Origin of the sequence: Aeromicrobium sp., assembly GCF_050700635.1 — a bacterium.
Classification (GTDB): domain Bacteria; phylum Actinomycetota; class Actinomycetes; order Propionibacteriales; family Nocardioidaceae; genus Aeromicrobium.
Window position 1 is genome coordinate 1 of sequence record NZ_JBOHDT010000097.1, and the last position, 21,796, is coordinate 21,796.

The 21,796-nt window shown below is 68.3% G+C and carries 28 protein-coding genes; 17 read left to right on the plus strand and 11 right to left on the minus strand.

Translation table 11 applies throughout. The features are described 5' to 3' along the window. A partial coding sequence (dapD, locus tag ACRDPN_RS07590) for a 2,3,4,5-tetrahydropyridine-2,6-dicarboxylate N-succinyltransferase (RefSeq protein WP_431446781.1) occupies positions 1 to 896 on the minus strand: 896 nt, incomplete at its 3' end. Positions 897 to 957: 61 nt separating this feature from the next. Between dapD and ACRDPN_RS07595 the strand changes: the two genes are divergently transcribed. Genes ACRDPN_RS07595 through ACRDPN_RS07610 form a run of 4 tightly spaced genes read left to right on the plus strand, consistent with a single transcriptional unit; the run spans position 958 to position 4,878 of the window. Beyond that, a complete protein-coding gene (locus ACRDPN_RS07595; protein WP_431446783.1) occupies positions 958 to 1,641 on the plus strand; it encodes a VOC family protein in 684 nt (227 codons plus the stop codon). 24 nt (positions 1,642 to 1,665) lie between these two features. Next, positions 1,666 to 2,724, plus strand: coding sequence for a succinyl-diaminopimelate desuccinylase (dapE, locus tag ACRDPN_RS07600; protein ID WP_431446784.1), 1,059 nt, complete (start codon positions 1,666 to 1,668; stop codon positions 2,722 to 2,724). Further along, positions 2,712 to 3,461 carry a TIGR00730 family Rossman fold protein gene (locus ACRDPN_RS07605; RefSeq protein ID WP_431446785.1) on the plus strand — a complete coding sequence of 250 codons (750 nt, stop codon included), beginning with the start codon at positions 2,712 to 2,714 and terminating at the stop codon, positions 3,459 to 3,461. The genes dapE and ACRDPN_RS07605 overlap by 13 nt, the downstream gene beginning before the upstream one ends. 25 nt (positions 3,462 to 3,486) lie before the next feature. Beyond that, positions 3,487 to 4,878, plus strand: coding sequence for an FAD-binding oxidoreductase (locus ACRDPN_RS07610; protein WP_431446787.1), 1,392 nt, complete (start codon positions 3,487 to 3,489; stop codon positions 4,876 to 4,878). Here the strand turns inward: ACRDPN_RS07610 and ACRDPN_RS07615 are convergent. Then, entirely contained in the window at positions 4,875 to 5,651 is a 777-nt protein-coding gene (locus tag ACRDPN_RS07615) for an ion transporter (protein WP_431446788.1), read from the minus strand. The two genes, ACRDPN_RS07610 and ACRDPN_RS07615, sit on opposite strands and share 4 nt — an antisense overlap. A gap of 98 nt (positions 5,652 to 5,749) precedes the next feature. Here ACRDPN_RS07615 and ACRDPN_RS07620 point away from each other — a divergent pair, with 98 nt between their 5' ends. The 4 genes from ACRDPN_RS07620 (at position 5,750) to ACRDPN_RS07635 (ending at position 7,601) form a co-directional block, all read left to right on the plus strand. Next, the gene (locus ACRDPN_RS07620; RefSeq protein WP_431446790.1) at positions 5,750 to 6,334 is read left to right on the plus strand and encodes a DNA-3-methyladenine glycosylase I; all 585 of its coding nucleotides are present in this window, start codon (positions 5,750 to 5,752) and stop codon (positions 6,332 to 6,334) included. 59 nt (positions 6,335 to 6,393) lie between these two features. Then, complete coding sequence (locus tag ACRDPN_RS07625; RefSeq protein WP_431446791.1) at positions 6,394 to 6,993, plus strand: hypothetical protein; 600 nt, start codon at positions 6,394 to 6,396, stop codon at positions 6,991 to 6,993. A 91-nt stretch (positions 6,994 to 7,084) separates the two neighbouring features. Further along, complete coding sequence (locus ACRDPN_RS07630; RefSeq protein ID WP_007076916.1) at positions 7,085 to 7,246, plus strand: DUF3117 domain-containing protein; 162 nt, start codon at positions 7,085 to 7,087, stop codon at positions 7,244 to 7,246. A 10-nt stretch (positions 7,247 to 7,256) separates the two neighbouring features. Further along, entirely contained in the window at positions 7,257 to 7,601 is a 345-nt protein-coding gene (locus tag ACRDPN_RS07635; RefSeq protein WP_431446792.1) for a hypothetical protein, read from the plus strand. Here ACRDPN_RS07635 and ACRDPN_RS07640 read toward each other — a convergent pair. Beyond that, complete coding sequence (locus ACRDPN_RS07640) at positions 7,598 to 8,191, minus strand: O-methyltransferase (RefSeq protein ID WP_431446793.1); 594 nt, start codon at positions 8,189 to 8,191, stop codon at positions 7,598 to 7,600. The genes ACRDPN_RS07635 and ACRDPN_RS07640 overlap by 4 nt on opposite strands. Before the next feature lie 177 nt (positions 8,192 to 8,368). On the opposite strand from ACRDPN_RS07640, the gene sigE reads away from it, so the two are divergent. Continuing rightward, on the plus strand, positions 8,369 to 8,935 hold the full coding sequence (gene sigE / locus ACRDPN_RS07645) for an RNA polymerase sigma factor SigE (protein ID WP_431446794.1): 567 nt from the start codon (positions 8,369 to 8,371) through the stop codon (positions 8,933 to 8,935). After that, on the plus strand, positions 8,936 to 9,757 hold the full coding sequence (locus tag ACRDPN_RS07650) for an anti-sigma factor family protein (RefSeq protein WP_431446795.1): 822 nt from the start codon (positions 8,936 to 8,938) through the stop codon (positions 9,755 to 9,757). Here the strand turns inward: ACRDPN_RS07650 and ACRDPN_RS07655 are convergent. The 3 genes from ACRDPN_RS07655 to ACRDPN_RS07665 are packed head-to-tail and all read right to left on the minus strand — an operon-like array spanning position 9,754 to position 12,033. Beyond that, on the minus strand, positions 9,754 to 10,554 hold the full coding sequence (locus ACRDPN_RS07655; protein WP_431446796.1) for an alpha/beta fold hydrolase: 801 nt from the start codon (positions 10,552 to 10,554) through the stop codon (positions 9,754 to 9,756). The genes ACRDPN_RS07650 and ACRDPN_RS07655 overlap by 4 nt on opposite strands. Before the next feature lie 7 nt (positions 10,555 to 10,561). Further along, the gene (locus ACRDPN_RS07660; protein WP_431446797.1) at positions 10,562 to 10,876 is read right to left on the minus strand and encodes a sec-independent translocase; all 315 of its coding nucleotides are present in this window, start codon (positions 10,874 to 10,876) and stop codon (positions 10,562 to 10,564) included. Between the two features lie 20 nt (positions 10,877 to 10,896). Continuing rightward, positions 10,897 to 12,033, minus strand: coding sequence for an Mrp/NBP35 family ATP-binding protein (locus ACRDPN_RS07665; protein ID WP_431446798.1), 1,137 nt, complete (start codon positions 12,031 to 12,033; stop codon positions 10,897 to 10,899). An 88-nt stretch (positions 12,034 to 12,121) separates the two neighbouring features. On the opposite strand from ACRDPN_RS07665, the gene ACRDPN_RS07670 reads away from it, so the two are divergent. Beyond that, entirely contained in the window at positions 12,122 to 12,469 is a 348-nt protein-coding gene (locus tag ACRDPN_RS07670) for an ArsR/SmtB family transcription factor (protein ID WP_431446799.1), read from the plus strand. Positions 12,470 to 12,474: 5 nt separating this feature from the next. Next, on the plus strand, positions 12,475 to 12,771 hold the full coding sequence (locus ACRDPN_RS07675; protein WP_431446800.1) for a hypothetical protein: 297 nt from the start codon (positions 12,475 to 12,477) through the stop codon (positions 12,769 to 12,771). 4 nt (positions 12,772 to 12,775) lie between these two features. Here the strand turns inward: ACRDPN_RS07675 and ACRDPN_RS07680 are convergent, their stop codons facing one another. Continuing rightward, on the minus strand, positions 12,776 to 13,267 hold the full coding sequence (locus tag ACRDPN_RS07680; protein ID WP_431446801.1) for a DUF1003 domain-containing protein: 492 nt from the start codon (positions 13,265 to 13,267) through the stop codon (positions 12,776 to 12,778). Beyond that, entirely contained in the window at positions 13,260 to 14,525 is a 1,266-nt protein-coding gene (locus ACRDPN_RS07685) for a magnesium transporter MgtE N-terminal domain-containing protein (protein WP_431446802.1), read from the minus strand. The genes ACRDPN_RS07680 and ACRDPN_RS07685 overlap by 8 nt, the downstream gene beginning before the upstream one ends. A 200-nt stretch (positions 14,526 to 14,725) precedes the next feature. Between ACRDPN_RS07685 and ACRDPN_RS07690 the strand changes: the two genes are divergently transcribed. From ACRDPN_RS07690 to ACRDPN_RS07710, 5 genes are all read left to right on the plus strand, one after another. Further along, positions 14,726 to 15,886 carry a DUF1611 domain-containing protein gene (locus ACRDPN_RS07690; protein ID WP_431446803.1) on the plus strand — a complete coding sequence of 387 codons (1,161 nt, stop codon included), beginning with the start codon at positions 14,726 to 14,728 and terminating at the stop codon, positions 15,884 to 15,886. Next, positions 15,883 to 16,956 (plus strand): alanine/ornithine racemase family PLP-dependent enzyme, encoded by a 1,074-nt coding sequence (locus tag ACRDPN_RS07695; protein ID WP_431446805.1) that lies wholly within the window; start codon positions 15,883 to 15,885, stop codon positions 16,954 to 16,956. The genes ACRDPN_RS07690 and ACRDPN_RS07695 overlap by 4 nt, the downstream gene beginning before the upstream one ends. 4 nt (positions 16,957 to 16,960) lie before the next feature. Continuing rightward, entirely contained in the window at positions 16,961 to 17,182 is a 222-nt protein-coding gene (locus tag ACRDPN_RS07700) for a hypothetical protein (protein ID WP_431446806.1), read from the plus strand. Between the two features lie 239 nt (positions 17,183 to 17,421). After that, the gene (locus tag ACRDPN_RS07705) at positions 17,422 to 17,955 is read left to right on the plus strand and encodes an NADPH-dependent FMN reductase (protein WP_431446807.1); all 534 of its coding nucleotides are present in this window, start codon (positions 17,422 to 17,424) and stop codon (positions 17,953 to 17,955) included. Between the two features lie 64 nt (positions 17,956 to 18,019). Next, a complete protein-coding gene (locus tag ACRDPN_RS07710; protein ID WP_431446808.1) occupies positions 18,020 to 19,114 on the plus strand; it encodes a sulfite oxidase in 1,095 nt (364 codons plus the stop codon). A gap of 102 nt (positions 19,115 to 19,216) precedes the next feature. Here ACRDPN_RS07710 and ACRDPN_RS07715 read toward each other — a convergent pair whose 3' ends face one another. The 3 genes from ACRDPN_RS07715 to ACRDPN_RS07725 form a co-directional block, all read right to left on the minus strand. Continuing rightward, positions 19,217 to 20,557 carry an APC family permease gene (locus ACRDPN_RS07715; protein ID WP_431446809.1) on the minus strand — a complete coding sequence of 447 codons (1,341 nt, stop codon included), beginning with the start codon at positions 20,555 to 20,557 and terminating at the stop codon, positions 19,217 to 19,219. A gap of 176 nt (positions 20,558 to 20,733) precedes the next feature. After that, a complete protein-coding gene (locus ACRDPN_RS07720; protein ID WP_431446810.1) occupies positions 20,734 to 21,237 on the minus strand; it encodes a hypothetical protein in 504 nt (167 codons plus the stop codon). Positions 21,238 to 21,250: 13 nt separating this feature from the next. Then, positions 21,251 to 21,739, minus strand: coding sequence for a DUF1269 domain-containing protein (locus ACRDPN_RS07725; RefSeq protein WP_431446811.1), 489 nt, complete (start codon positions 21,737 to 21,739; stop codon positions 21,251 to 21,253). Positions 21,740 to 21,796 lie beyond the last annotated feature (57 nt).

Sequence of the window (21,796 nt, forward strand, 5' to 3'; positions counted from 1 at the left end):
GCCTCGAGCACGCCGGTCTCGGAGTTGGTGAGGAACAAGATGCCGTCCTGGCCCGACAGCTGCGCCGCCTTGACCACCGTGCCGTCCGGCATGAGCACCCTGCTCCCTGCAGTGACATAGGTGCCCGCAGCCACGACGCAGTCGTTGCCGAGCGAGATGCCGATGCCAGCGTTGGCGCCGACGAGGCTGTTCTCGCCGACGCTGATCACCGCCGTGCCGCCGCCGGAGAGCGTGCCCATGATGGACGCACCACCGCCCACGTCGGAGCCGTTGCCGATCGTGACGCCGGCGGAGATGCGGCCCTCGACCATGGCCGTGCCCAGCGTGCCGGCATTGAAGTTGACGAAGCCCTCGTGCATGACGGTGGTGCCCTCGGCAAGGTGCGCGCCGAGGCGCACCCGGTCGGCGTCGCCGATGCGCACGCCGGTGGGCACGACGTAGTCGGTCATGCGGGGGAACTTGTCGATGCTGGTGACGCGGACCTCGCGTCCGGCCGCTCTGGCGCGAGCCCGGGTGCGCTCGAAGCCATGGACCGCGCAGGGACCGATGGACGTCCAGACGACGTTGGTGAGCAGGCCGAAGACACCGTCGAGGTTCTGGCCGTGTGGACGCACGAGACGGTGCGAGAGCAGGTGGAGGCGCAGGTAGACGTCATACGCGTCCTGCGGCGGTTGCTGGAGGTCGTCGATGACCGTGTGCACGACGACGTGGCGCACGTCCCGCAGAGGGTCGTGGCCGGAAAGAACGGTCAGCTCCTCAGGCTCGTGCGTGCGCTCCGGTGCGGCGCCGAGGTGCGGCTCCGGGTACCAGACGTCGAGCACCCTGCCGATCTCCGGGGCGCTGTCAGTGAGGGTCGCGACGCCCCAGGCGTGCGCACCGGGATGGGATTGATCCATCCCTCCACGGTATCGGGCCGCGCCTGCTCGCCTGGCACCCCTGACGCATAGGCTCACCCGCATGAGCCTGGTGACCTACAAAGACCTCTGCATCGACGTCAACGACTCCCGTCCCGCTTCGGAGTTCTGGGCCCAGACGCTCGGGCTCGAGCTCACCGGCTTCGACGACGACCCCGACGAGTTCAAGCTCGTCGGGCCCACGCAACAGCACACGGTGTGGCCGAACGTCGTGCCCGAGCCGCACGAGGTCAAGAACCGGGTCCACCTCGACGTCGTGGCCGCCTCACTTGATTCGTTCGAGGGTCTGCGCCGGGTCAGCGAACCCGGCCGGTTCCCCTGGACCACGCTCGCCGACCCCGAGGACAATGAGTTCTGCGTCTTCGTCGTCGACGAGCCGGCCGACTTCAAGCTGAAGTCGATCGTCGTCGACTGCGCCGACCCGCGGGCGATGGCGGACTGGTGGCTCGGGGTGCTGGGCGGCACGCTCGGCTCCAGTGACGAGCACGACGCGTACTGGATCACCGACATCCCGGGCATGCCGTTCGAGGGCTTCGACTTCGTCCCGGTGCCCGCGCCCAAGACGGTCAAGAACCGCGTCCACTGGGACGTCACCCTCAGTCCCGGCGTCACCATCGACGACGTGATGGATACCGGCGCCACCGTCCTACGCCGGCCCGACGACGAGATCCGTTGGGCCATCATGGCCGACCCCGAGGGGAACGAGTTCTGCCTGTTCAGCAGCTGAGGGCCTATCTGGCAGAGTGACGACGTGGCAAACCTCGACCTCTCGCGCGACGTCGTGTCGCTCACCGCGGACCTCGTCGACATCGCGTCCGAGAGCCTGAACGAGAAGGAGATCTGCGACGCGGTCGAGTCCTCTCTGGCCGCGTTGCCGCACCTCGACGTGGTGCGCGACGGGCACACGCTGGTCGCTCGCACGAGCCTCGGGCGCGCAGAGCGCGTGGTCGTCGCGGGTCATCTCGACACGGTTCCGGCCAACGCCAACTTCCCGTCCCGCCTCGAGGGCGATGTGCTCTGGGGACTCGGCTCGTGCGACATGAAGGGTGGCGTCGCCGTCGCGCTGCGCCTGGCCGCGCACGTGCGCGAGCCCAACCGCGACCTCACCCTCGTCTTCTACGAGGGGGAGGAGATCGAGCACGAGTTCAACGGCCTCGGCCGGGTGGCCCGCGAACATCCGGAGCTGCTCACTTGCGACTTCGCGATCCTCATGGAACCCAGCGACGCGGTCGTCGAGGCCGGGTGCCAGGGCACGCTGCGGGTCGACGTCATCACGCGCGGCGAGCGCTCTCACTCGGCCCGTTCGTGGCTCGGCAGCAATGCGATCCACGCCGCCGCCGAGGTGCTCAACCGTCTGACGGAGTACACCCCGCGCGAGGTCGAGATCGACGGCCTTCTCTACCGCGAGGGCATGAACGCCGTCGGCATCAGCGGCGGGGTCGCCGGCAACGTGGTGCCCGACGAGGCGCGCGTGAGTGTCAACTTCAGGTTTGCTCCCGACCTCGACGAGAAGCAGGCGTTGTCGCACGTCCGCGAGCTGTTCGACGGGTTCGAGATCGTCCTCACCGACACCGCACCCAGCGCCCTGCCCGGCCTCAGTCGTCCAGCCGCCGCCGCCTTCGTCGACGCGGTCGGGGTCCCCGTCCGTCCCAAGTACGGCTGGACCGATGTCGCGCAGTTCACCCAGCTCGGCATCCCCGCGGTCAACTTCGGGCCGGGCAACCCGATGTACGCCCACAAGGCCGACGAACACGTCCCCGTCGACCAGCTGATCCGCGTCGAGGAGGCGCTCACCACATGGCTGACGTGAATGAGACGTCCCCCGAACGCGAGTCCCACAAGGGACCGGTCCGGTTGCGCGGACGTCATCTGCAGAGCAGCACCACAGACCAGCGGCTGCTCGACTCCCGCGGGCAGGGCGAGTGGGTGCACACCGATCCGTGGCGGGTGCTACGGATCCAGGCGGAGTTCGTCGAGGGGTTCGGAGCCCTGGCCGAGCTCGGGCCGGCCGTCGCCATCTTCGGCTCGGCTCGCATCAAGCCCGACGACCCGGTGTACGAGACCACCCGGCACATCGCCGAGCGGCTCTGCGGTCGTGGTTACGGCATCATCACCGGCGGTGGACCGGGTGCGATGGAGGCCGCCAATCGTGGCGCGAGCGAGAGCGGCGGCGTGTCGGTCGGACTCGGCATCGAGGTCCCGCACGAGCAGGGGCTCAACGACTGGGTCGATCTCGGCATCAACTTCCGCTATTTCTTCGTGCGCAAGACGATGTTCGTCAAGTACTCCCAGGGCTACGTGGTCATGCCTGGCGGCTTCGGCACGATGGACGAGCTGTTCGAGGCGCTGACCCTCGCCCAGACCCAGAAGATCACCTCGTTCCCCATCGTGCTCTTCGGCACGCAGTACTGGGGCGGCCTGATCGACTGGGTGCGCACGACGATGCTCGCCGACGGCAAGGTCAACGAGGCCGACGCCGAGCGCCTCATCGTCACCGACGACATCGACGAGGCCGTCGGGTTCTTCGACGAGATCGCGACCGGCTAGACGCGCTCTGGGTTACGGTTCGTCGGTGCTGGTCAACGACGTCCATTCCCGCCTCAACGAGACGCCGGTCGAACGAGTCGTGCCGGCCGAGTCGGTCGATGCCGTGGTTCGCGCCGTCCGTGAGGCGCGGGCCTCAGGCTCGGCCATGTCGATCGCCGGGTCGCGCCACGCCATGGGTGGCCAGCAGTTCGCCACGGGCGCACTGCTGCTCGACATACGGCCGATGCGAGGCGTGCTCGACTTCGACCCTGAGGCGGGAACCGTGGAATGCGGTGCTGGGATCGAGTGGCCGGAGCTGATCAAGGGCTGTCTTTCCCAGCAGCAGGAGGATGGCTCCGGTTGGGGCATCGCCCAGAAACAGACCGGCATCGACCGGGTGACCGTGGGAGGTTCGGTCTCCGTCAACGGTCACGGCCGCGGACTCGCCATGCGACCGCTCATCGCCGACGTCGAGTCGCTGACCCTGGTGGACGCCGAGGGCGAGGAGCGCCGCTGCTCGCGCACGGAGGAACCGGACCTCTTCCGTCTGGTCGTCGGCGGCTACGGGCTCTTCGGCGTCATCACCTCGGTCACCCTGCGGCTCGTGCCACGGCTGAAGCTGGAGCGCGTCGTCGAGCTGGGAACGATCGGCGGCCTCGTGACGGCGTTCGAGGAGCGCATCAACGATGGCTTCCTGTACGGAGACTTCCAGTTCTCCATCGACGAGCGCTCACCCGGCTTCCTCGACGACGGTGTCTTCTCCTGCTACCGGCCGGTCGACTCGCGCACGCCCATCCCGGAGGGCCAGCGCCAGCTCTTGGACGATGCTTGGCAGGAGCTGATCTGGCTGACCCACACCGACAAGGCGCGCGCATTCGAGATCTACGCCCGGCACTACCTGGCCACCTCGGGCCAGATCTACTGGTCGGACACCCACCAGCTCACGCCCTACCTCGAGGGCTACCACCAGGAGATCGACCGCGTTCGCGGCGCTGACCATCCGTCGACGGAGATGATCGGCGAGCTCTACGTCCCGCGACCGCGGCTCGCCGAATTCATGGCCGCAGCGGCGGAAGAGCTACGACGCAGCGGCACCGACGTGATCTACGGCACCGTCCGGCTGATCGAGCGCGACGACGAGAGCGTCCTCGCGTGGGCCCGGGAGGACTGGGCCTGCATCGTGTTCAACCTCTGCGTTCCCCACACGGTGGATGGCAAGGAACGCTCGGCCGCGGCCTTCCGCTCCCTGATCGATCTCGCGATCCAGTGCGGCGGCAGCTACTTCCTCACGTATCACCGCTGGGCCCGGCGCGACCAGATGGAGGCATGCCATCCGCGGCTGCGCGAGTTCCTGGACGCCAAACGCAAGCACGATCCGGGGGAGCGGTTCCAGAGCGACTGGTATCGGCACCTTCGGAGCATGATGAGTAGCGCCTAGCGGTCGGAGACCTCCGAGCGCAGGGAAGAGACCTCAGAGCGCAAGGACTCGATGGCCTCGAGCACGGCCGACTCGCTCTCCTCGACCTCCTCGACAACTTCCTCGTCACGTTCCTCGTGCTGCATCTCGAGCGCCTCCACGGCGACGGCGATGAACAGGTTCAGCACGATGTACGTGGAGATCAAGATGTAGGCGATGAAGAACGCCCACGCCGCGGGATACACGTCGGTGACCGGGCCGACGACCTTGGCCCAGTCGTCACCGGTCATCACCTGGAACAACGAGAGCAACGACTGCGGCAGGGTGCCGAAGTTCTCCGGGTCGGTGCTGGAGAACATCTGGGTGCTCATGACCCCCGCGACGTAGATGAGCATCACCAGCAGCGCACCGATCGAGATCATGCCGGGGATGGTCGCGGCCAAGGCGGCCACGACTCGCCGCATCGACCGCACCGCCGACAGCAGACGAAGCACGCGGAGCACGCGCAGGACCCGGAGGACACCCAGCACACCCGACGCCGGGATGATCGCGACCGCGACCACGAACAGGTCGAACAGGCTCCAGCCGTCCCGGAAGAAGTCGCGGCCGTGGGCGTAGATCCGCAGCGAGATCTCCACCACGAAGATCACCACCGTCATCCAGCCGAGCGGGACCAGCCAGGGGTTGCTTGCGATCAGCGAAGGCGACGTCTCGAGTCCGAGGACGATGGCGTTGACGATGATCACGCCGATGATGAACCACTGGAACGTGGAAGAGTCGACGAAAACACGCACGCTTGCACGTGTGGGGAGCATGGAACCTCCACGATCGGGGGCGACGGTCATCGTATCGAGGGGGACCACATGTCGGTGGGTGGTGGCACGATCACCCCGTGAGCGACAACGGCCGGCACACCGTCGACGGCCCGGACGGCCTGCCCCGCTGCCCGTGGGGCGCCGACCCGGCCATGCTCACCTATCACGACACCGAATGGGGTCGCGAGCTTCGCGGCGACGTCGCGCTCTACGAGCGGCTGAGCCTCGAGGCCTTCCAGTCCGGCCTGTCGTGGGCGATCATCCTGCGCAAGCGTGAGGGCTTCCGGTTCGCGTTCGCGGGATTCGATCCCGAGGCTGTCGCTGCTTTCGGAGCCGGCGACGTCGATCGCCTGTTGGCCGATGCGGCCATCGTGCGCAACCGGCTCAAGATCGAGGCCACCATCCACAACGCCCGCACCCTGGTTGGGCTCGACACGTCCTTCTCCGACCTGGTGTGGTCGTTCGCTCCTCCCATGCGGCCTGCGCCGCGCAGCCTGGCTGACGTGCCCACCCAGACTCCTTCGTCGACGGCCATGGCCAAGGAGCTGAAGCGGCGTGGTTTCCGCTTCGTCGGACCCACCACGGCGTACGCCCTGATGCAGGCCACCGGCATGGTCGACGACCACCTCGACGGTTGCTCGTTCCGTCCGACTCCGCACTGAGCCGGGGCCCTCGGCGCGGCACCACGGCCACGTCGCGGGTCGCCCGTACGCTGGCACGCATGTCGACCCGAACCCCTGCCGAGTCCTCGTCCACACAAGCCCGACGCGCCCCTCGATCGAGCCAATCCATCATTGCTGCACTCCTGCTCGCGAGTGCGGGAGCAGCCGTCGTGACAGCCGTCGCCATCGGCACCACTGTCGCGATGATCGCGGCGGGCGCTTACGCCGTCGTGGCGGGCGTCGTCGCGGCCGTGCTCCAGGAATCCGTGGTTCTTCACGTGCGGCGGTTGTGGGCACACGACCGAGCCAACCTCGCCGGCGCCTACCGCGATGAAGCCATCGCGCGATCGGCGGAACAGGCCGCGTTCGCCGACTCGATGGTCGAACGTGTCGCCGAGCGGCAGGAGCGAGTCGAGCGCCTCGAGGCCGAGATCCGCCAGGCGGAGCGTCGTCGCGACGAGCTCAGCCAGGCGCTGGCCGACGAGCGGGCGCGCTCGAAATCACTGGAAACCGAGGTCGAGACGCTCGAGGCGTCCATCGAGCAGGTCCAGGAGGACCTCACCCACCTGCGCGACGCCCTGACCGCCAGCGAGGCCGCCGAGAAGCGCGCCCGCGCCGAGCTCGTGGCATGGGAAGCCGAGTCTCGCCAGCTCGCCTGAACCTGCCGCACCACTGTTTCGTCGATGGGCGATAATGGTTCGTGCGCGTCCCGCTGCCTCGGTGGGACGTCTCGAACGAGAGGGGAACCCAATGGCGGCCATGAAGCCTCGGACCGGCGACGGACCGATGGAGGTCACCAAAGAAGGACGCTGCATCGTCATGCGCGTCCCGCTCGAGGGCGGGGGTCGCCTCGTCGTCGAGCTGAACAACGAGGAGGCCTCGACGCTGGGCGACGCCCTCAAGGCCGTCTGAGGATTGCCGCATGCACGGCCTGACGGTGCGTTGGTCCCTCTCCGACGCTCCGCCCGAGGCACTTGACGAGCTCCGCACCTACATCGAGGATGTCTCGTTCTCGAAGTTCGCCGGACTCAACGGTCTGCGGTTCAAGTCGTGGCGCGCGAGGCCGGGCGAATGGTTCGAGGGCAGCTACGTCTTCGACAGTGCCAAGGCCCGTGACGCCTTCCAGGCCGACTTCGAGCCGACCGCGGCCGAGTCACCCGGCAGTCTCATCATCGGGAGCGCACCCGTTCTCATCGAGCCCTGCAAGATCGTCGCCGTCGTGCGCGGCCCGTCGGGCTTCCGCTCGTCCCCGACGTTCGACCGCTAGCCGTCGATCAGCTGGGCGGCCAGCAGGCCGTCACCCACGGGCAGCAGCACCGGTCGCAGCTGCTCGTCGTTCACCACCTGCTTCAAGGTGTCGCGCACCGCGAGCGTCTCGGGGTCGCGGTGCGTGGCGTCGGCCACGCGGTCGTGCCACAGGGCGTTGTCGAACACGATCAGACCACCGGTGCGCACCAGGCGGAGCGCCTGGTCGAGGTATTCGCCGTACTCCACCTTGTCGCCGTCGAGGAACACCATGTCGTACCCGTTGTCGGTGAGCCTCGGCATGACGTCGAGCGCCGACCCGGCGATGAGCCGGAACCGCTGCGGTGGGATGCCGGCCTCGGTGAACGTCTCCCGGGCGAGCCGCTGGTGCTCAGCCTCGAGGTCGACGCTGGTCAGCACGCCGTCGGAGGCCATGCCGCGCAGCAGCCACAGGCCGGAGACGCCGGTGCCCGTGCCGATCTCGGCGACGGCCTTGGCATCGATGACCGATGCCAGGAATCGCAGGGCGGCGCCGCCACCGGCCCCGATGGGCGTGATGCCGACCTCTTCCGCACGGCGGCGGCCGGCGGCGAGGTGGTCGTCCTCGCTCACGTAGTTCTCGACGTACTCGAGGCTCGTTGCGGTGCTGATGGTGGGCTCCTTCTCGAGTCTTGCCGCTCAGCATAGTGATGACCTTCCGCTCAGCCGGGAAGGCGAGCCGGGAATATGCTGGGGAACAGTCAGCCTTCTCTGGGCGTTCTCTCAGACAGAAGGTCGACGATCAGTGGCATGAAGGCAGACGACGTGGACACGCAGACGCTCAGCTGGGACGACATCGTGGCGGAGCACTCCGCCCGGGTCTACCGGCTGGCGTACCGCCTCACCGGCAACCGTCACGACGCCGAGGACCTCACCCAGGACGTCTTCATCCGCGTCTTCCGCTCGCTCGACAGCTACGAGCCCGGCAACTTCAACGGCTGGATCCACCGGATCACGACCAACCTCTTCCTCGACCGCGTGCGTCGTTCGTCGCGACTGCGCATGGACGGGTTCGCCGACGGCGCCGAGGACCGCCTCCTCAGCCGTGAGGTCGTCCCCGAGTCGGCCGTGCACGATGCCGGCTTCGACCCCGACATCGAGGCGGCGCTCGCCTCGCTCCCGGAGGAGTTCCGGGTCGCGGTCGTGCTCTGCGACGTGGAGGGGCTGTCGTACGAAGAGATCGCCACGGTGCTCGGCATCAAGCTCGGCACCGTCCGGTCCCGCATCCACCGCGGTCGCACCCAGCTGCGTGACGCGCTCGCCCACCGGGCGCCGGGTCGCGGTCGCACCAGGTTCCTCGGTGCGATCGGAGTCTGAGTGCCACACCTCGGTAAAGATGTCGCAGCGTTCGTGGACGGGCAGCTCTCGCCGGCGTCCATGCGCGCCGTCGAGCTGCACCTCGAGGACTGCGAAGCCTGCCGGCAGGCCGTCCGGCAGCAGCGGCTGCTCAAGTCACGGATGCGCGACGTCGGTCATCCCGAGCCTCCGCCTCACCTGGTCGCCTCGCTGAGCACCGTGCCTCATGCGTCACCCGGTCGTTCGGCTTGGTGGTCGCGCCTCGGTGTGGGCTTCGTCCTGCTCGGCGCCTCGATGGCCGTGGTGGCCGTCGCCTACGTCGTGGGACCGGTCGAGGACTCCACGGACGAGGTCACGCCGCCGTTCGACGAGTTCGCCGCCGAGTACACCGCACCGGGTCAACGTCCGTCCGGCTCGTTGACCATCTCGGCGATGGCCGAGCTGGACGACTACGGCTGGCCCTGCCACGCCCGTCTTGGCGGGGGCCTCGAGCGGGTGGCCGGTCGTTACGGCAACGACGGGGAGACGGTGACGCTCGTCTACTCCGACGGGGTCGACTCGCTCCACCTGTACGAGCAGAGTGGTTCGCTCGATCCGCGAGCCGTCGAGGGGTTCGACCGTCGCGATCTGGCCCAGCATCCGGTGTGGGTGCGCGAGGAACGGCCACGGGTCATCACCTGGGACTCAGGCGGCGTCATCTACACGATCGTCACCGAGCTCGACGACAACCGGATCGGTCTGGCCATCTCGGACCTGCCGCGTCCGGCCGACCGGCCCGATCCCGTCGACCGGATCGGGGCAGGTCTCAGCCGCATGACGACCTGGATGTCTGCATCGCCCTAGCCGTGGGCGGGCGGATGGGTCCGGGAGAACTCGCGCACGGCCTGATTGAACGGCTCGGGCCGTTCGAGGTTGCTGACGTGCCCCGCTTCCGGGATGACGACGAGCTCGGCGTCCGGAATCGCCTGCTCGAACTGGCGCGCGACGCTGAGCGGTGACCTCGCGTCCAGCTCGCCCCAGATCAGCAGCGTAGGAACGGCGATGTGTGGGAGCAGGGCACGCTGGTCGGTCTCGGCCATGGTGAACAGCTGCTTCTCCAGGCTCGCGGGCCGGACGTCCGCGGAGGTCGCCTCGAGCAGCGGCAGGAACTCCGCCGGTGGATCGCCGGCGAAGAGCCCGGGAAGGGTGGGGTCGAATTCCTGTGCCGGTGCTGCGAGCATCTGGCGCGCGCCGGCGACCCGCGCCTGCACCTCGTCCTCGGACAACGAACCCTTCCAACCGGCGTAGGTATCGACGAGGATCAGCGTCGCGACCAGCTCCGGATGGTGTCGATACAGCTCCAGCACGACGGTGCCGCCCCACGACAGCCCGGCGACGTGCGCCGGTCCGAGCGAGATCGCCTCGATCAGCGCCGCGAGGCAGTGCGCGTAGTCGGTCAGGCCGAAGCCGTCGGGGACGTCCGATGACCGGCCGGTACCCGGCTCGTCCCAGGCGACGACCGTGAACTCATCGGCCAGCCCGGCGAGCTGAGGGTCCCACATGCGGGCGCCGCCGGCCGCTCCGTGCACGAACACCAGCGGTGGTCCGGCGCCGACGCGCTGGTAGGAGATGTCGAGCCCGTTGGTCTGGACGATCTCCATGGCACGGCTACGTCGCGTCCGGGTCGAACGGCGGCTTCTCACCCGGGCGCAGCTCGCGCGACGCCTCGATCTGGGACGGTGTGGCGTCGTCGTCGAAGTCGAGGATGTTGCGCCGCACCACTTCACGCGGGTCGAGGTCGCGCAGCTGAAGGCCGGAGAAGTCCTGGCCGATCTCCTTGCCGAGGTCGTCCTTGGCGTTCTCGGCCATGCGTCGCACCGTGCGGATGAAGCGGCCGACCTGTCGGGCGATGTCGGGCAGCTTGTCGGGCCCGAACACGATGACGCCGACGATGCCGACGGTGATCAGCTCGGGCCAGCCCATGCCGAACACGGTGGCGTGTCCTACTTGCTGGCGGGGGAGAGGCCGAGCTGCATACCGGCCAGGCCGCGTGAGCGTCCGCTGAGGCGGTCGGCCACACCGCGGAGCACCTTGGCGGACTCGGAGTCCGGATCGGTGAGGATGATCGGCTCGCCGGTGTCGCCACCCTCGCGGAGCTTCTCGTCGAGCGGGACCTGCCCGAGCACCGCGACGTCATAGCCGAAGCGCCCGCTCAACGTCTCGGCCACGGTCGCCGCGCCGCCCGACCCGAAGATCTCCATGCGGTCGCCAGAAGGCGTGACGAGGTACGACATGTTCTCCACGATGCCCACGACGCGCTGGTGCATCATCGAGGCCATCGTGCCGGCCCGCTCGGCCACGATGGCTGCGGCCGGTTGCGGCGTGGTGACGACCAGGACCTCGGCATTGGGGAGGTGCTGGCCGAGGCTGATGGCGATGTCACCTGTTCCGGGCGGCAGGTCGAGCAGCAGGGCGTCGAGATCGCCCCAGTAGACGTCGCTGAGCATCTGCACCAGCGCACGGTCGAGCATGGGGCCGCGCCAGGCGACGACCTGGTCCTTGCGGGGCTTGAGCATGCCGATGCTCATGACCTGGATGCCCTTGACCGGGACCGGCATGATCATGTCCTCGACCTGGGTGGGACGCAGGTCGCCCACGCCGAGCATGTCGGGGATGGAGTGTCCGTAGATGTCGGCGTCGATGATCCCGACCTTCAGGCCGCGCTCCGCCATCGCGAGTGCGATGTTGACGGTGACGGACGACTTGCCGACGCCCCCCTTGCCGGAGGCGATCGCCAGCACCTTTGTGAGCGAGCCGGGCTGCGCGAACGGGATCTCGCGCTCGGTGCGGCCGCCGCGCAGCATCTCCTGCATGCCCTTGCGCTGCTCGTCGCTCATGACGCCCATGTCGACGACGACGTCTGCGTCGGGGGCGATCGTCTTGACGGCTGCGGTGATGTCGCGGTTCAGCGTGTCCTTGAGTGGGCAGCCGGCCACGGTGAGCAGCAGCCGGACCGTGATGCTCGCCTCCGCGATCGTGATCGCCTCGACCATGCCGAGCTCGGTGATCGGTCGCTTGATCTCAGGGTCATTGACGCTCGCGAGCGCCTCACGAACCTGGTCCTCTGTCACCACTGCCATGCAACCCATCGTACGGGGCCGGTGTGAGCCGTTGCCCCTGCGCCGTGGTGTGTTATAGTTAACTCAGAAGTTAATCGATTGGATGCAGATGATTCCGCAGGATCTCGACGAGGTGCTGGAGGCCCTGGCCAACAAGCACCGGCGGGAGATGGTCTACGTGCTCGGCCTACAGCCGTGCGCGATCAGCCAGCTCGCCGACATGCGGCAGCTGTCGCTGCCGGCGATCCACAAGCACGTCAAGGTCCTTGAGAACGCCGGCCTCGTCACGCGCAAGAAGACCGGCCGAACCACGTTCCTCACCCTCGATCGCGGATCGATGCGGAGTCTCCAGGACTGGCTGGCGCAGTTCCACACGTACTGGGGCAGCGACGACGAGTCGCTGGCCAACTACACCGACTACCTCACCCGAAACGACACCACCACGAAAGAGGACTGATGATCATGAAGAAGTTCGTGCTGCTCTACCGCGGAAGCCGCGACATGGTGCCAACCGACGAAAGCATGGCCGCCTGGGGCGAGTGGTTCACCTCGCTCGGCGACAAGGTCGTCGACGCCGGCAACCCGTTCGGTCAGGGCCGGGAAGTCACCTCGGGTGGCACCACGGAGCTCCCACTGGACGCCGATGGCGTGACCGGGTACACCCTGATCAACGCCCTGGACATCGACGAGGCGGAGAAGATCGCCCTGTCCCACCCGACCGTCCCCGCCATCCAGGTGTTCGAAGCGATGCCGATGTAACGGTTCAGTCGTCGGACTCGGACTCGTCGTCCGGCTCCAGTGACTCGACGATTCCGCGCAGCTCGCCGCGGATGAAGTCGCGGGTGGCGACCTCGCCGATGCCGAGCCGAAGACTGGCCACCTCGCGCGCCAGGAACTCCATGTCGGCGTGCGATTGCGCGTTGGCATCGCGATCCTGCTCCTGCTGCACGCGATCGCGCGATTCCTGACGGTTCTGCGCGAGCAGGATGAGGGGTGCAGCGTACGAGGCCTGCAGCGACAGGATGAGCGTCAGGAAGATGAACGGGTACTCGTCCCAGCGGGGCCGGTCGGGACCCCATGACGCGTTCCAGGAGACCCACACGATGACCACGACGGTCATCCATGCGAGGAACGTGGCCGTTCCCATGAACCGTGCGAACCTCTCGGAGAAGCGGCCGAGGCGGTCGCCGTCGGTGCGGGGCCGAAGGGACCGGCGGCGGCTCTTCGGCTGGTCCAGCCGGCTGCGCTCATCCACCGGTGGCCACCTCCCTCGCGCCGAGGTCGCCGCGTTCGCGCCAGTCCTCGGGCAGCAGGTGGTCGAGGACGTCGTCGATCGTGACGACTCCCAGCAGGTGCGCGTTGTCGTCGACAACCGGCAGCGCCACCATGTCGTAGGAGGCCAGCAGACTGGCGACGACCTCCAAGGAGGCGTCGGGCCTCGGCCACTCGATGTCGTTGTCGGCCAGCGCGCCGACCAGCGTCGACGGCGGCTCGCGCAGCAGTGCCTGGAAGTGCACCACGCCGAGGAAGCGTCCGGTGGGGGTCTCGATCGGTGGGCGACACACGTAGACCGTCGAGGCCAGGGCCGGACCGATCTCCTGCTCCCGCACGCGGGCCAGCGCCTCGGCGAGTGTGGCGTCGGGCGGGAGGATGACCGGTTCGGTGGTCATCATGCCACCGGCGGTGCGGTCCTCGTAGACGAGCAGGCGACGGACGTCGTCGGCGTCCTCCGGCTCCATCAGCTGGAGCAGCTCCTCGCTGGTGGTGGGTGGGAGCTCGCCGAGGAGGTCGGCGGCGTCGTCGGGATCCATCTCCTCGAGCACGTCGGCGGCCCGCTCGGGATCGAGGACGCCGAGGATCTCGACCTGGATCGCGTCGGGCAGCTCCTCGAGCAGGTCGGCGAGGCGATCGTCGCCGAGCTCTGCGGCGACCTCGGTGCGACGTTTCGGTTGCAGGTCCAGCAGGGCGTTGGCGAGGTCGGCCGGTCGCATCTCGTCCATGGTGGCGAGCAGGTGGGTGGCCCCTTGGCCGGACTCCTCGGTCGTGAGCCCGCTGACGTCACCCCACTCGAGCACGTGGTTGGGCCCGCGACGTCTGAACCGCTTGCCGCTCTCGTGCACGGCGACGTGGGTGATGAACCAGTCGCGGCGGGAGTCCTGCTCCATCGAGAGGTCGTAGACGATGCCGCGGCGTGCGTCGGCGAGCGTGACGGTGCGGTCGAGGAGCTCGTGGATGGCGAGGGTCTCGGTGCTGCGCTTCTGAAACTTGCGGACGTTCATGACACCGGTGGTGATGACCTGTCCGGTGTCGAGCGACGTGACTCGGGTGATGGGCAGGAACACGCGCCGGCGACCGAGCACCTCGACCACGAGCCCGAGAACCCTGGGCCGTTTGCGGTCGGAACGGACGGCCACCACGACGTCGCGGAGCTTGCCCACCTGGTCGCCCGCAGGGTCGAACACCGCCTGCCCGACGATGCGGGACAGGAAGATGCGACTGGGTGTTGCGCTCACGCTCCAACCCTACTGGCGAGTCGGCGGCCGAGCCGGGAGGCGAGGGCGTGCTGAGTGGCGTCGGCGGCGGCATTCGTCAGGTAGGATTCGTGGTACCGGCAAGCTCGCCGGTGATCAGGGAAGACTTCTCGTGACTGCGGCGGCTTCATGCCCCGCCCATACTCCTTTCGCCTCCTCTGAACGTCCTTCAGAGGAGACCCATGACCGCCCTGCTTCCCGACGCGCCCCGGCCTGCCCAGACCCACCAGCCGACCTTCGACCAGACCGTCTCGAAGCCAGTCGGCACGTCGGCCGTCGTCTACTGCGAAGGCCAGTTCGGCGAACAGGACGGCAAGACGGCCAACGGCTTGGTGCGTCACTCGGAGAAGTACTCGATCCTCAGCGTCATCGACAGCCGGCAGGTCGGAGCTGACGCCGGGGAGTTCCTCGACGGCACCGCCAACGGCATCCCCGTGCTGGCGAATCTGGCCGATGCCATCGCGCACGCCGGCGGCGTACCCGACTACCTCATCTGCGGTGTGGCGCCGGCCGACGGACTACTGTCGGCGGCACAGCGAGAGGTGCTGCTCGACGGGATCGCCCGCGGCATGCACATCATCAACGGCCTGCACGAGTTCCTGAACGACGACCCCGAGTTCGTGGCCGCGAGCCTGCTGGCCGGCGTGACGATCACCGACGTCCGACGTCCCAAGGAGAAGCGCGACCTGCACCTCTTCTCGGGCCGGATCTTCGACGTCACCTGCCCGCGCATCGCGGTCCTGGGCACCGACGGCGCCATCGGCAAGCGGACCACGGCAACCCTGCTCGTCCAGGCGCTGAACGACCGCGGCGTCAAGGCCGTCATGGTCGGCACCGGCCAGACGACCCTCATCCAGGGCGGCAAGTACGGCGTGGCTCTCGACGCGCTCGTCCCGCAGTTCTGCTCCGGCGAGGTCGAGAACCAGGTCGTGGCCGCCTTCGAGGGCGAGGACCCGGACGTCATCATCGTCGAGGGTCAGGGCGCGCTGAGCCACCCGGCCTACATGACGTCGGCCCACATCCTCCGCGGCAGCCGGCCAGCCGGTGTCATCGTGCAGCACGCCCCCGGACGCGTGATGCTCGGCGACTTCCCGATGGTCGCCATGCCGACCGCGGCCAGCGAAGTGAAGCTGATCGAGGCGTTCATCGACACCAGGGTCATCGGCATCACCGTCAACCACGAGAACCTCACCGACGACGAGGTCGGTTCGGCGATCGCCGGGCTGGAGCGCGATCTCGGCCTGCCCGCCACCGATCCGCTGACGCGTCCCATCGACCGGCTCGTCGACATGGCGCTGACCGCATTCCCAGCATTGGCAGCGCGCGCTTCCGCGCGCCGATGACGGCGCCGCGTCTCGAGATCGATCTCGAGGCCATAGCGCACAACACCCGCACCCTCGTCGCACAGCTGGAGCCCCTGGGCATAGCCGTCACCGGCATCACGAAAGCCTCGCTGGGCTCGCCCGGAGTCGGCGCCGCGATGCTGCGTGGCGGCGCCACCGGGCTGGGTGACTCGCGGATCGAGAACCTGGCCCGGCTCGGGGCCGGCGGCATCCCGACCTGCACCACCTTGATCCGTTCTCCGATGGTGAGTCAGGCCCACCTGGTGGTGCGTGACGCCGACATCAGCCTGAACACCGAGGCAGTGGTCATCGACAGCCTGGCTGCCGCCGCGCTCGACCAGGGCACGACGCACGCCGTCGTGGTGATGGTCGAGCTGGGTGACCTGCGCGAGGGCGTGCCCGTGGTTGACGTCTTCGACCTGTGCCGCCGCGTCGTCAAGACCCCCGGAGTCGAGCTCGCTGGTCTGGGAACCAACCTGGCGTGCCAGAGCGGCGTCGCGCCGGACCAGGTCAAGATGGACGAGCTGTCACGTCTCGTCGAGAAGGTGGAGTCCGGCTGCGACCGGGGACTGTCGATCGTCTCGGGCGGCAACTCCGCGAACCTCGACTGGGCGCTGAGCACCGCCGACTCGGGACGCATCAACAACCTGCGTCTCGGCGAGGCCATCCTGCTCGGTAACGAACCGCTGCATCGGCGCGCGCTCGACGGTCTCCGCACCGACGCGTTCACCCTGGTCGCCGAGGTGATCGAGGTGAAGACCAAGCCCGCGTTGCCTTGGGGTGACACCGCCCAGGCGGCCTTCGGAACCCCTCCGACCCGCCGCAACGGCGAGCTCGTCCGGCAGGCCATCGTCGCCCTCGGGCGCCAGGACACCGATCCCGACGGCCTCACTCCGCCGCCGGGCATCACGATCCTGGGGATGAGCAGCGACCACCTCGTGCTCGACCTCGGTGACCACGAGATCTCCGTCGGCGACGAGCTCCCGTTCGGTGTCGGCTACGGCGCCCTCCTCCGGGCCGCGACGTCGCCCTTCGTCTCAAAAAAGGGGCTCAGCGCGCCGCTATCGTGACAGCGTGCCGTTCCGCCACCGCCCCGAGTACGACGAGACCGTGCCCGCGCGGCTTCGCGCGGCCCGTGAGGCCTACGACTCCGGGCTGGCAGATGTTCGGAGGGCCTGGTCTGACGCCCTCGTCGCCGCGGTCGAGGCAGGCATGTCGTACGACGAGATCAGCGCCGAGGCGGGCGTCTCCGCCTCGACGATCCGCGCAGCCGTCAAGGAACGATCCGACGGCTGAACTGCGCACCGCAGAGTGCGGCGACGGCAGATTGACCGAACGCGCGAGTGGACCCAACGCGCGAGTTGTCGTTACCCCACGCTTCGTCCCGGAAGGCGGACCCCAATTCTTTGATAGTGGCGGACTGTGTCCTACTATCCGTATTAAGTCAGTAGACATAGTCGACTTGGGGGACACGTGATGAAGCGCACCAAACGTCGCAGCCTTCCGGGCGTGGTCACCGCTCTGGGCCAGACCGGATGATCGGCGCGAAGGCGGCCGGACGGCCAGCACGCACGGCCGTGGTCGTCGGAAACCCGAAGCCGTTCTCCCGGACTCTGGCGTCGGCCATGCGGATGGCCCGCGAGCTCAGCGGGCAGGAGCCTGGACTGGTCGTCGACCTGGTCACGCTCGGCGCCTCCCTCTTCGATTGGGACGACCCGACCGTGGCCGAGCTCGTGTCTGAAGTCGGACGGGCCGACCTCGTCGTGGTGGGAAGTCCGACGTACAAGGGCAGCTACAGCGGCCTTCTCAAGTTGTTCCTCGACCGCTTCGCAACCGACGGGCTCACCGGGGTTGCGGTGCCGCTCATGCTCGGGGCGGGTCGGGGGCACACACTGGCGCCCGAGCTGATGCTGCGTCCTGTGCTCACCGAGATCGGGGCCACCACGGTCCGGGGACTCTATGTGATCGACAACCGGCACGGCGACCCCGCTGCGTATGCCGACTGGCTCGCGTCGACGCGTCCCGCCGTCGATGCTCTCGTACGACGTCGGCGAGGAGCGTCCGTATGAGTCGCCTCCATCGCAGTGCGTTCGGCACTCTTGCGGCGTCGGTATGACCATGCTGCGCGATTCCGTGAACCCACAGAGCGACGGGTTCGTCCGGCACGGCACGGATGTCGAGACGCTTTGGGCCGATGACGTGCCATACGTGACGCCGAACGAGCGGTTCTTCGTTCGCAACCACACCCGGCCACCCCCGATCGACGGAACATCATGGCGTCTGCTCGTCGGCGGCGACGGCGTGACCCGGGAGGCGTCCTACTCCCTCGACGAGCTCAAGGAGCTCGGAGCCACGACGCTCGAGTGCGCACTGGAGTGCACCGGCAACGGGCGCCGGTACTTCGCGGAGCAGCAGGGGATCCGGCGCCCAGGGACCCAGTGGGGGACGGGAGCTGTCGGGCTGGCCCGGTGGACCGGTGTGCCGCTGGGAACGGTGCTGCAGCACACCGGTTTGGCGCGGTCGGTTTGTCAGGTGATGGGTGTCGGTCTCGACGAGCCGTACGTGGAGGACGGCGTGGACCATGGGCGAGTCCGTCGTCCACTGCCGATCGACAAGGCGCTCGACGACGTCCTGGTCGCCTGGGAGATGAACGGTGTCGAGCTGCCAGCCGACCACGGGTACCCGGCCCGCCTGGTCGTGCCCGGCTGGGTCGGGATCGCCAGCATCAAGTGGCTCGGTTCGCTGCAGGTCAGCACCGCGGAGATGATCTCGCCTTGGAACACCCGGTGGTATCGGATGAGCGGCAAGGGCCGGACCGGTGCGGAGCCTCCGCTGACGCGTATGCCGGTCAAGAGCACCTTGGACGCCGTGGACCAGCCCGAAGTCGGTCGATACTCGCAGCTTCGCGGCCGAGCTTGGTCCGGCGAGGCATCGGTGGCATACGTCGAGGTCAGCACCGACGGTGGTGAGACCTGGGACGAAGCCGTCCTCACCGGTGACAACAGGAAGTCGTGCTGGGTCGGCTGGGAGTTCGGGTGGATTCCCCGTACGTCCGGACGACACGACGTGCTGGTTCGAGCCACCGACAGCGACGGTCGTCGACAGCCGGAGCGGGCTGCCGACAACGACCATGGCTATCTGTTCGACGCAGTCCTCCGCTATCGGGTGAGCGTTGAGGCAGGTGGTCAGGTGGTTGCCGGGACTACACGGACAGGACCGCGCCGTTGATGAGAACCCGTGTCGCATTTCGGGTCCGGGCAGCCGGGATCTCTTGAGATCACACGGTGCGCCATCAGACCTTTCCGACGAAGGGCCCGGTTTGTCTACCGATCACGTGTCCGCTTGCCCGTGTGTCGCTGAGGGCGTCGATGCGCGTCGACGCTTCCACGCCAGGTCCAGCGCCACACTTATCAGCAGGATCACCACCAGCGCCACGGCCGTGGCCGGCTCCTCGACCAGGGTGGTGGCGGCAAAGGCGGCGAGGACCACCAGCGTCGTGACATCGGCCAGAATGAGCAGCCACGCCCGTGCGCCCGTCTCGTTCCGGATCCGGAAGTGACCGAAGGTCACCAGCGTGAACACGACCAGCGCGACAGCACTGCCGATGGACGCGATCGCGTTCAGGTCGAAGAAGACGGCGAGGACGATCGCCGCGATCGCCGTCGCGACGATGCCCATCGGGGCACGCTGACCGACCCGTCGGCTCATCATGGGCGGGAACTGCCCAACGGCGGCCATCTCGTCACAAAGCCCGGCTGCCGGGTAGAGCCCCGAGTTGGTCGCGCCCGCGGTGGCGAACAGTGCTGTGACCGTCATCAGCCAGTAACCGGCGGCGCCGAGCACCGGCTCCGCAGCGACAGCCAGCGCCGTGCCGCCGGAGTCGATGACCTCATCGACGCTCAGCGTGCCGAACACTCCGAGCGCCACGGCGACGTACACCACCGTGGCGATGCCCAGCGCGAGGTAGACAGCCTTGGGGAGTTGGTGACTGGGGTCGCCCAGATCCTTGGCGGTGAAGGTGATGACACCGAAGCCGAGGAAGGCGAAAAAGGTCAGCGCCACGCTGGACACGATCTGCCGCACCGACGGATAGCCCGAGAATGCCAGCAGGTCGATGTTCATGTTGGCCAGCGTCGTGACCGAGAAGATGGTCAGGATCCCGACGACGACGATGACGACGACGGTCTGGGCCCGGGCGACCGCGTGCGACCCGAAAACGTTCAGAGCCGCCATCACCAGCACGATGAGGATGGCGAACGCGATGATCCAGTCGTCGTTGTCGGCGACTGCGGAGCTGGCGTAGCTGCCGAACGAGACCGCGACCATCGCGGTGATGATCGCGTTGACGGCAAAGAGCATCCAGGCGATGACGCCGGTGAAGTGCCCCTGGCCCCACCCTCGGATGACGTACTCGAGGAACCCGCCGGCGGACGGGTATCGGGCACCCAGCTTGGCGAAGGAGTAGCCCTGCAGCGCGGCGACACCGCCCGCGAAGAGGAACGAGATCCAGACTGCCGAGCCGGCAACCTCGCCCGCCGCGCCGAGCAGCGCGAAGATTCCGGCGCCGACCATGGAGCCGACGCCAATGAACGCTGCCTGGCGCACTGACAGCGTTCGCCTTGTCTGGCTCACGTCCTGCCGCCCCGGGGTCTCCTCGCCTTCGACCATCATTCTCCGCTCCTGGGTCATCCGGATACGTTCGCGGCCGCCGCCCATGGTCCAGTCATGACCCAAGGTATGACCGACAGGCGGGTCACGGTTCACCCGGAACGGGGGATTGCGCCAGGGGAGACCGCGCTGCTCAGCGGCACCGCGCTGCGCGTCGCGGGAACTACCGACGCAGTCGATCAGTGCAGCGCGACCTTGAGGAGTGCGACGAGGATGCCGAGCGCGGCCCCTGCGGCCGCGCTGGCGATCCGGCCCCAGGTGTCGAGGCCGCCACGCGCGCCGGCCAGGTAGCTGTACGCCGTGAGCAGCGCGATGGTCGCCAGCAGCGCGGTCCACGCCGCGGTGCGCAGGTCCGCGCCAAGCAGGGCGCTGACCAGCAGGACCACCACGGGCATCACGGACGCCCCGGCGATCGGCCAGGTTTCGGCGAGGGCGCGCCGCATCGCCTTGAGCGGGTGGTGACGGTGCGTCAGCGAGCTGCCGATCGTTACGGCGTGCAGGTGGGCCAGCCAGTAGACCGCGACGGTCCCGAGGATCGCGGCGGTCAGCTTCGCGATGGAGTCGATGGTGTTGCCGCCATAAGCGATCACCGCGGCGGACACGACGGTACCGGTGATCATGCCCTCGCCGCCGGTGACCAGTCCCAGGGGGTCGCGGCGGCCGGTGCTCCGCGGTGACGTCATCGGGCGAGCATGGTCAGGTCCCGCCGAAGGTTTCCATCAGCGTGGCGCGTTCGGCTTCGGTGAAGTTGGTGGTGAGCAACGTCTTGTCGGTGCCCCGGAGGCGCTCTCCCAGCCGGTCCAGGTTGCCCTCGTCGGTGACCAGGAACAGCGCCGACGTGCCAGGGACGACCTCGGTGCGGATCCGAGTCAGGTCGTCCTTGGTGATTCCGGTGCCGTCCGTCGCCTTGGCCAGCGCGCCGATCGCGACGCCCGCGGCGGCGCCGACGAGCGGCACCGCGAAGAGCGCGCCGGTGAGGATGCCCCAGAGCGCGCCCCAGGCTGCGCCGCGCTTGGGGTCGTCGTGCTTGTGGTGAGTCTCGGGCTTGTCGGCGCCGGGGGGCCAGGACAAGACTGCGTGGTCGACGATCTTGACCAGTCTGTCAGCCTCGGCGCTCTCGAGGAGCGAGGCCGCGTGCTCCGCGCCCCCCGGTTCGTCGAACTTCCACACCGAGAAGGTCGTCATCGTTCACTCCTCACGCATGAAGCGCATTGTCGGTTTTCGTCGTCACGGCCGGACATC

Coding starts and splice junctions, on each gene's coding strand:
- ACRDPN_RS07595 (WP_431446783.1), top strand. CDS start 958: ATGAGCCTGGTGACCTACAAAGACCTCTGCATCGACGTCAACGACTCC.
- ACRDPN_RS07605 (WP_431446785.1), top strand. CDS start 2,712: ATGGCTGACGTGAATGAGACGTCCCCCGAACGCGAGTCCCACAAGGGA.
- ACRDPN_RS07625 (WP_431446791.1), top strand. CDS start 6,394: ATGTCGACCCGAACCCCTGCCGAGTCCTCGTCCACACAAGCCCGACGC.
- ACRDPN_RS07630 (WP_007076916.1), top strand. CDS start 7,085: ATGGCGGCCATGAAGCCTCGGACCGGCGACGGACCGATGGAGGTCACC.
- ACRDPN_RS07635 (WP_431446792.1), top strand. CDS start 7,257: ATGCACGGCCTGACGGTGCGTTGGTCCCTCTCCGACGCTCCGCCCGAG.
- sigE (WP_431446794.1), top strand. CDS start 8,369: ATGAAGGCAGACGACGTGGACACGCAGACGCTCAGCTGGGACGACATC.
- ACRDPN_RS07655 (WP_431446796.1), bottom strand. CDS start 10,554: ATGGAGATCGTCCAGACCAACGGGCTCGACATCTCCTACCAGCGCGTC.
- ACRDPN_RS07660 (WP_431446797.1), bottom strand. CDS start 10,876: ATGGGCTGGCCCGAGCTGATCACCGTCGGCATCGTCGGCGTCATCGTG.
- ACRDPN_RS07665 (WP_431446798.1), bottom strand. CDS start 12,033: ATGGCAGTGGTGACAGAGGACCAGGTTCGTGAGGCGCTCGCGAGCGTC.
- ACRDPN_RS07670 (WP_431446799.1), top strand. CDS start 12,122: ATGATTCCGCAGGATCTCGACGAGGTGCTGGAGGCCCTGGCCAACAAG.
- ACRDPN_RS07675 (WP_431446800.1), top strand. CDS start 12,475: ATGAAGAAGTTCGTGCTGCTCTACCGCGGAAGCCGCGACATGGTGCCA.
- ACRDPN_RS07690 (WP_431446803.1), top strand. CDS start 14,726: ATGACCGCCCTGCTTCCCGACGCGCCCCGGCCTGCCCAGACCCACCAG.
- ACRDPN_RS07695 (WP_431446805.1), top strand. CDS start 15,883: ATGACGGCGCCGCGTCTCGAGATCGATCTCGAGGCCATAGCGCACAAC.
- ACRDPN_RS07705 (WP_431446807.1), top strand. CDS start 17,422: ATGATCGGCGCGAAGGCGGCCGGACGGCCAGCACGCACGGCCGTGGTC.
- ACRDPN_RS07715 (WP_431446809.1), bottom strand. CDS start 20,557: ATGATGGTCGAAGGCGAGGAGACCCCGGGGCGGCAGGACGTGAGCCAG.
- ACRDPN_RS07720 (WP_431446810.1), bottom strand. CDS start 21,237: ATGACGTCACCGCGGAGCACCGGCCGCCGCGACCCCCTGGGACTGGTC.
- ACRDPN_RS07725 (WP_431446811.1), bottom strand. CDS start 21,739: ATGACGACCTTCTCGGTGTGGAAGTTCGACGAACCGGGGGGCGCGGAG.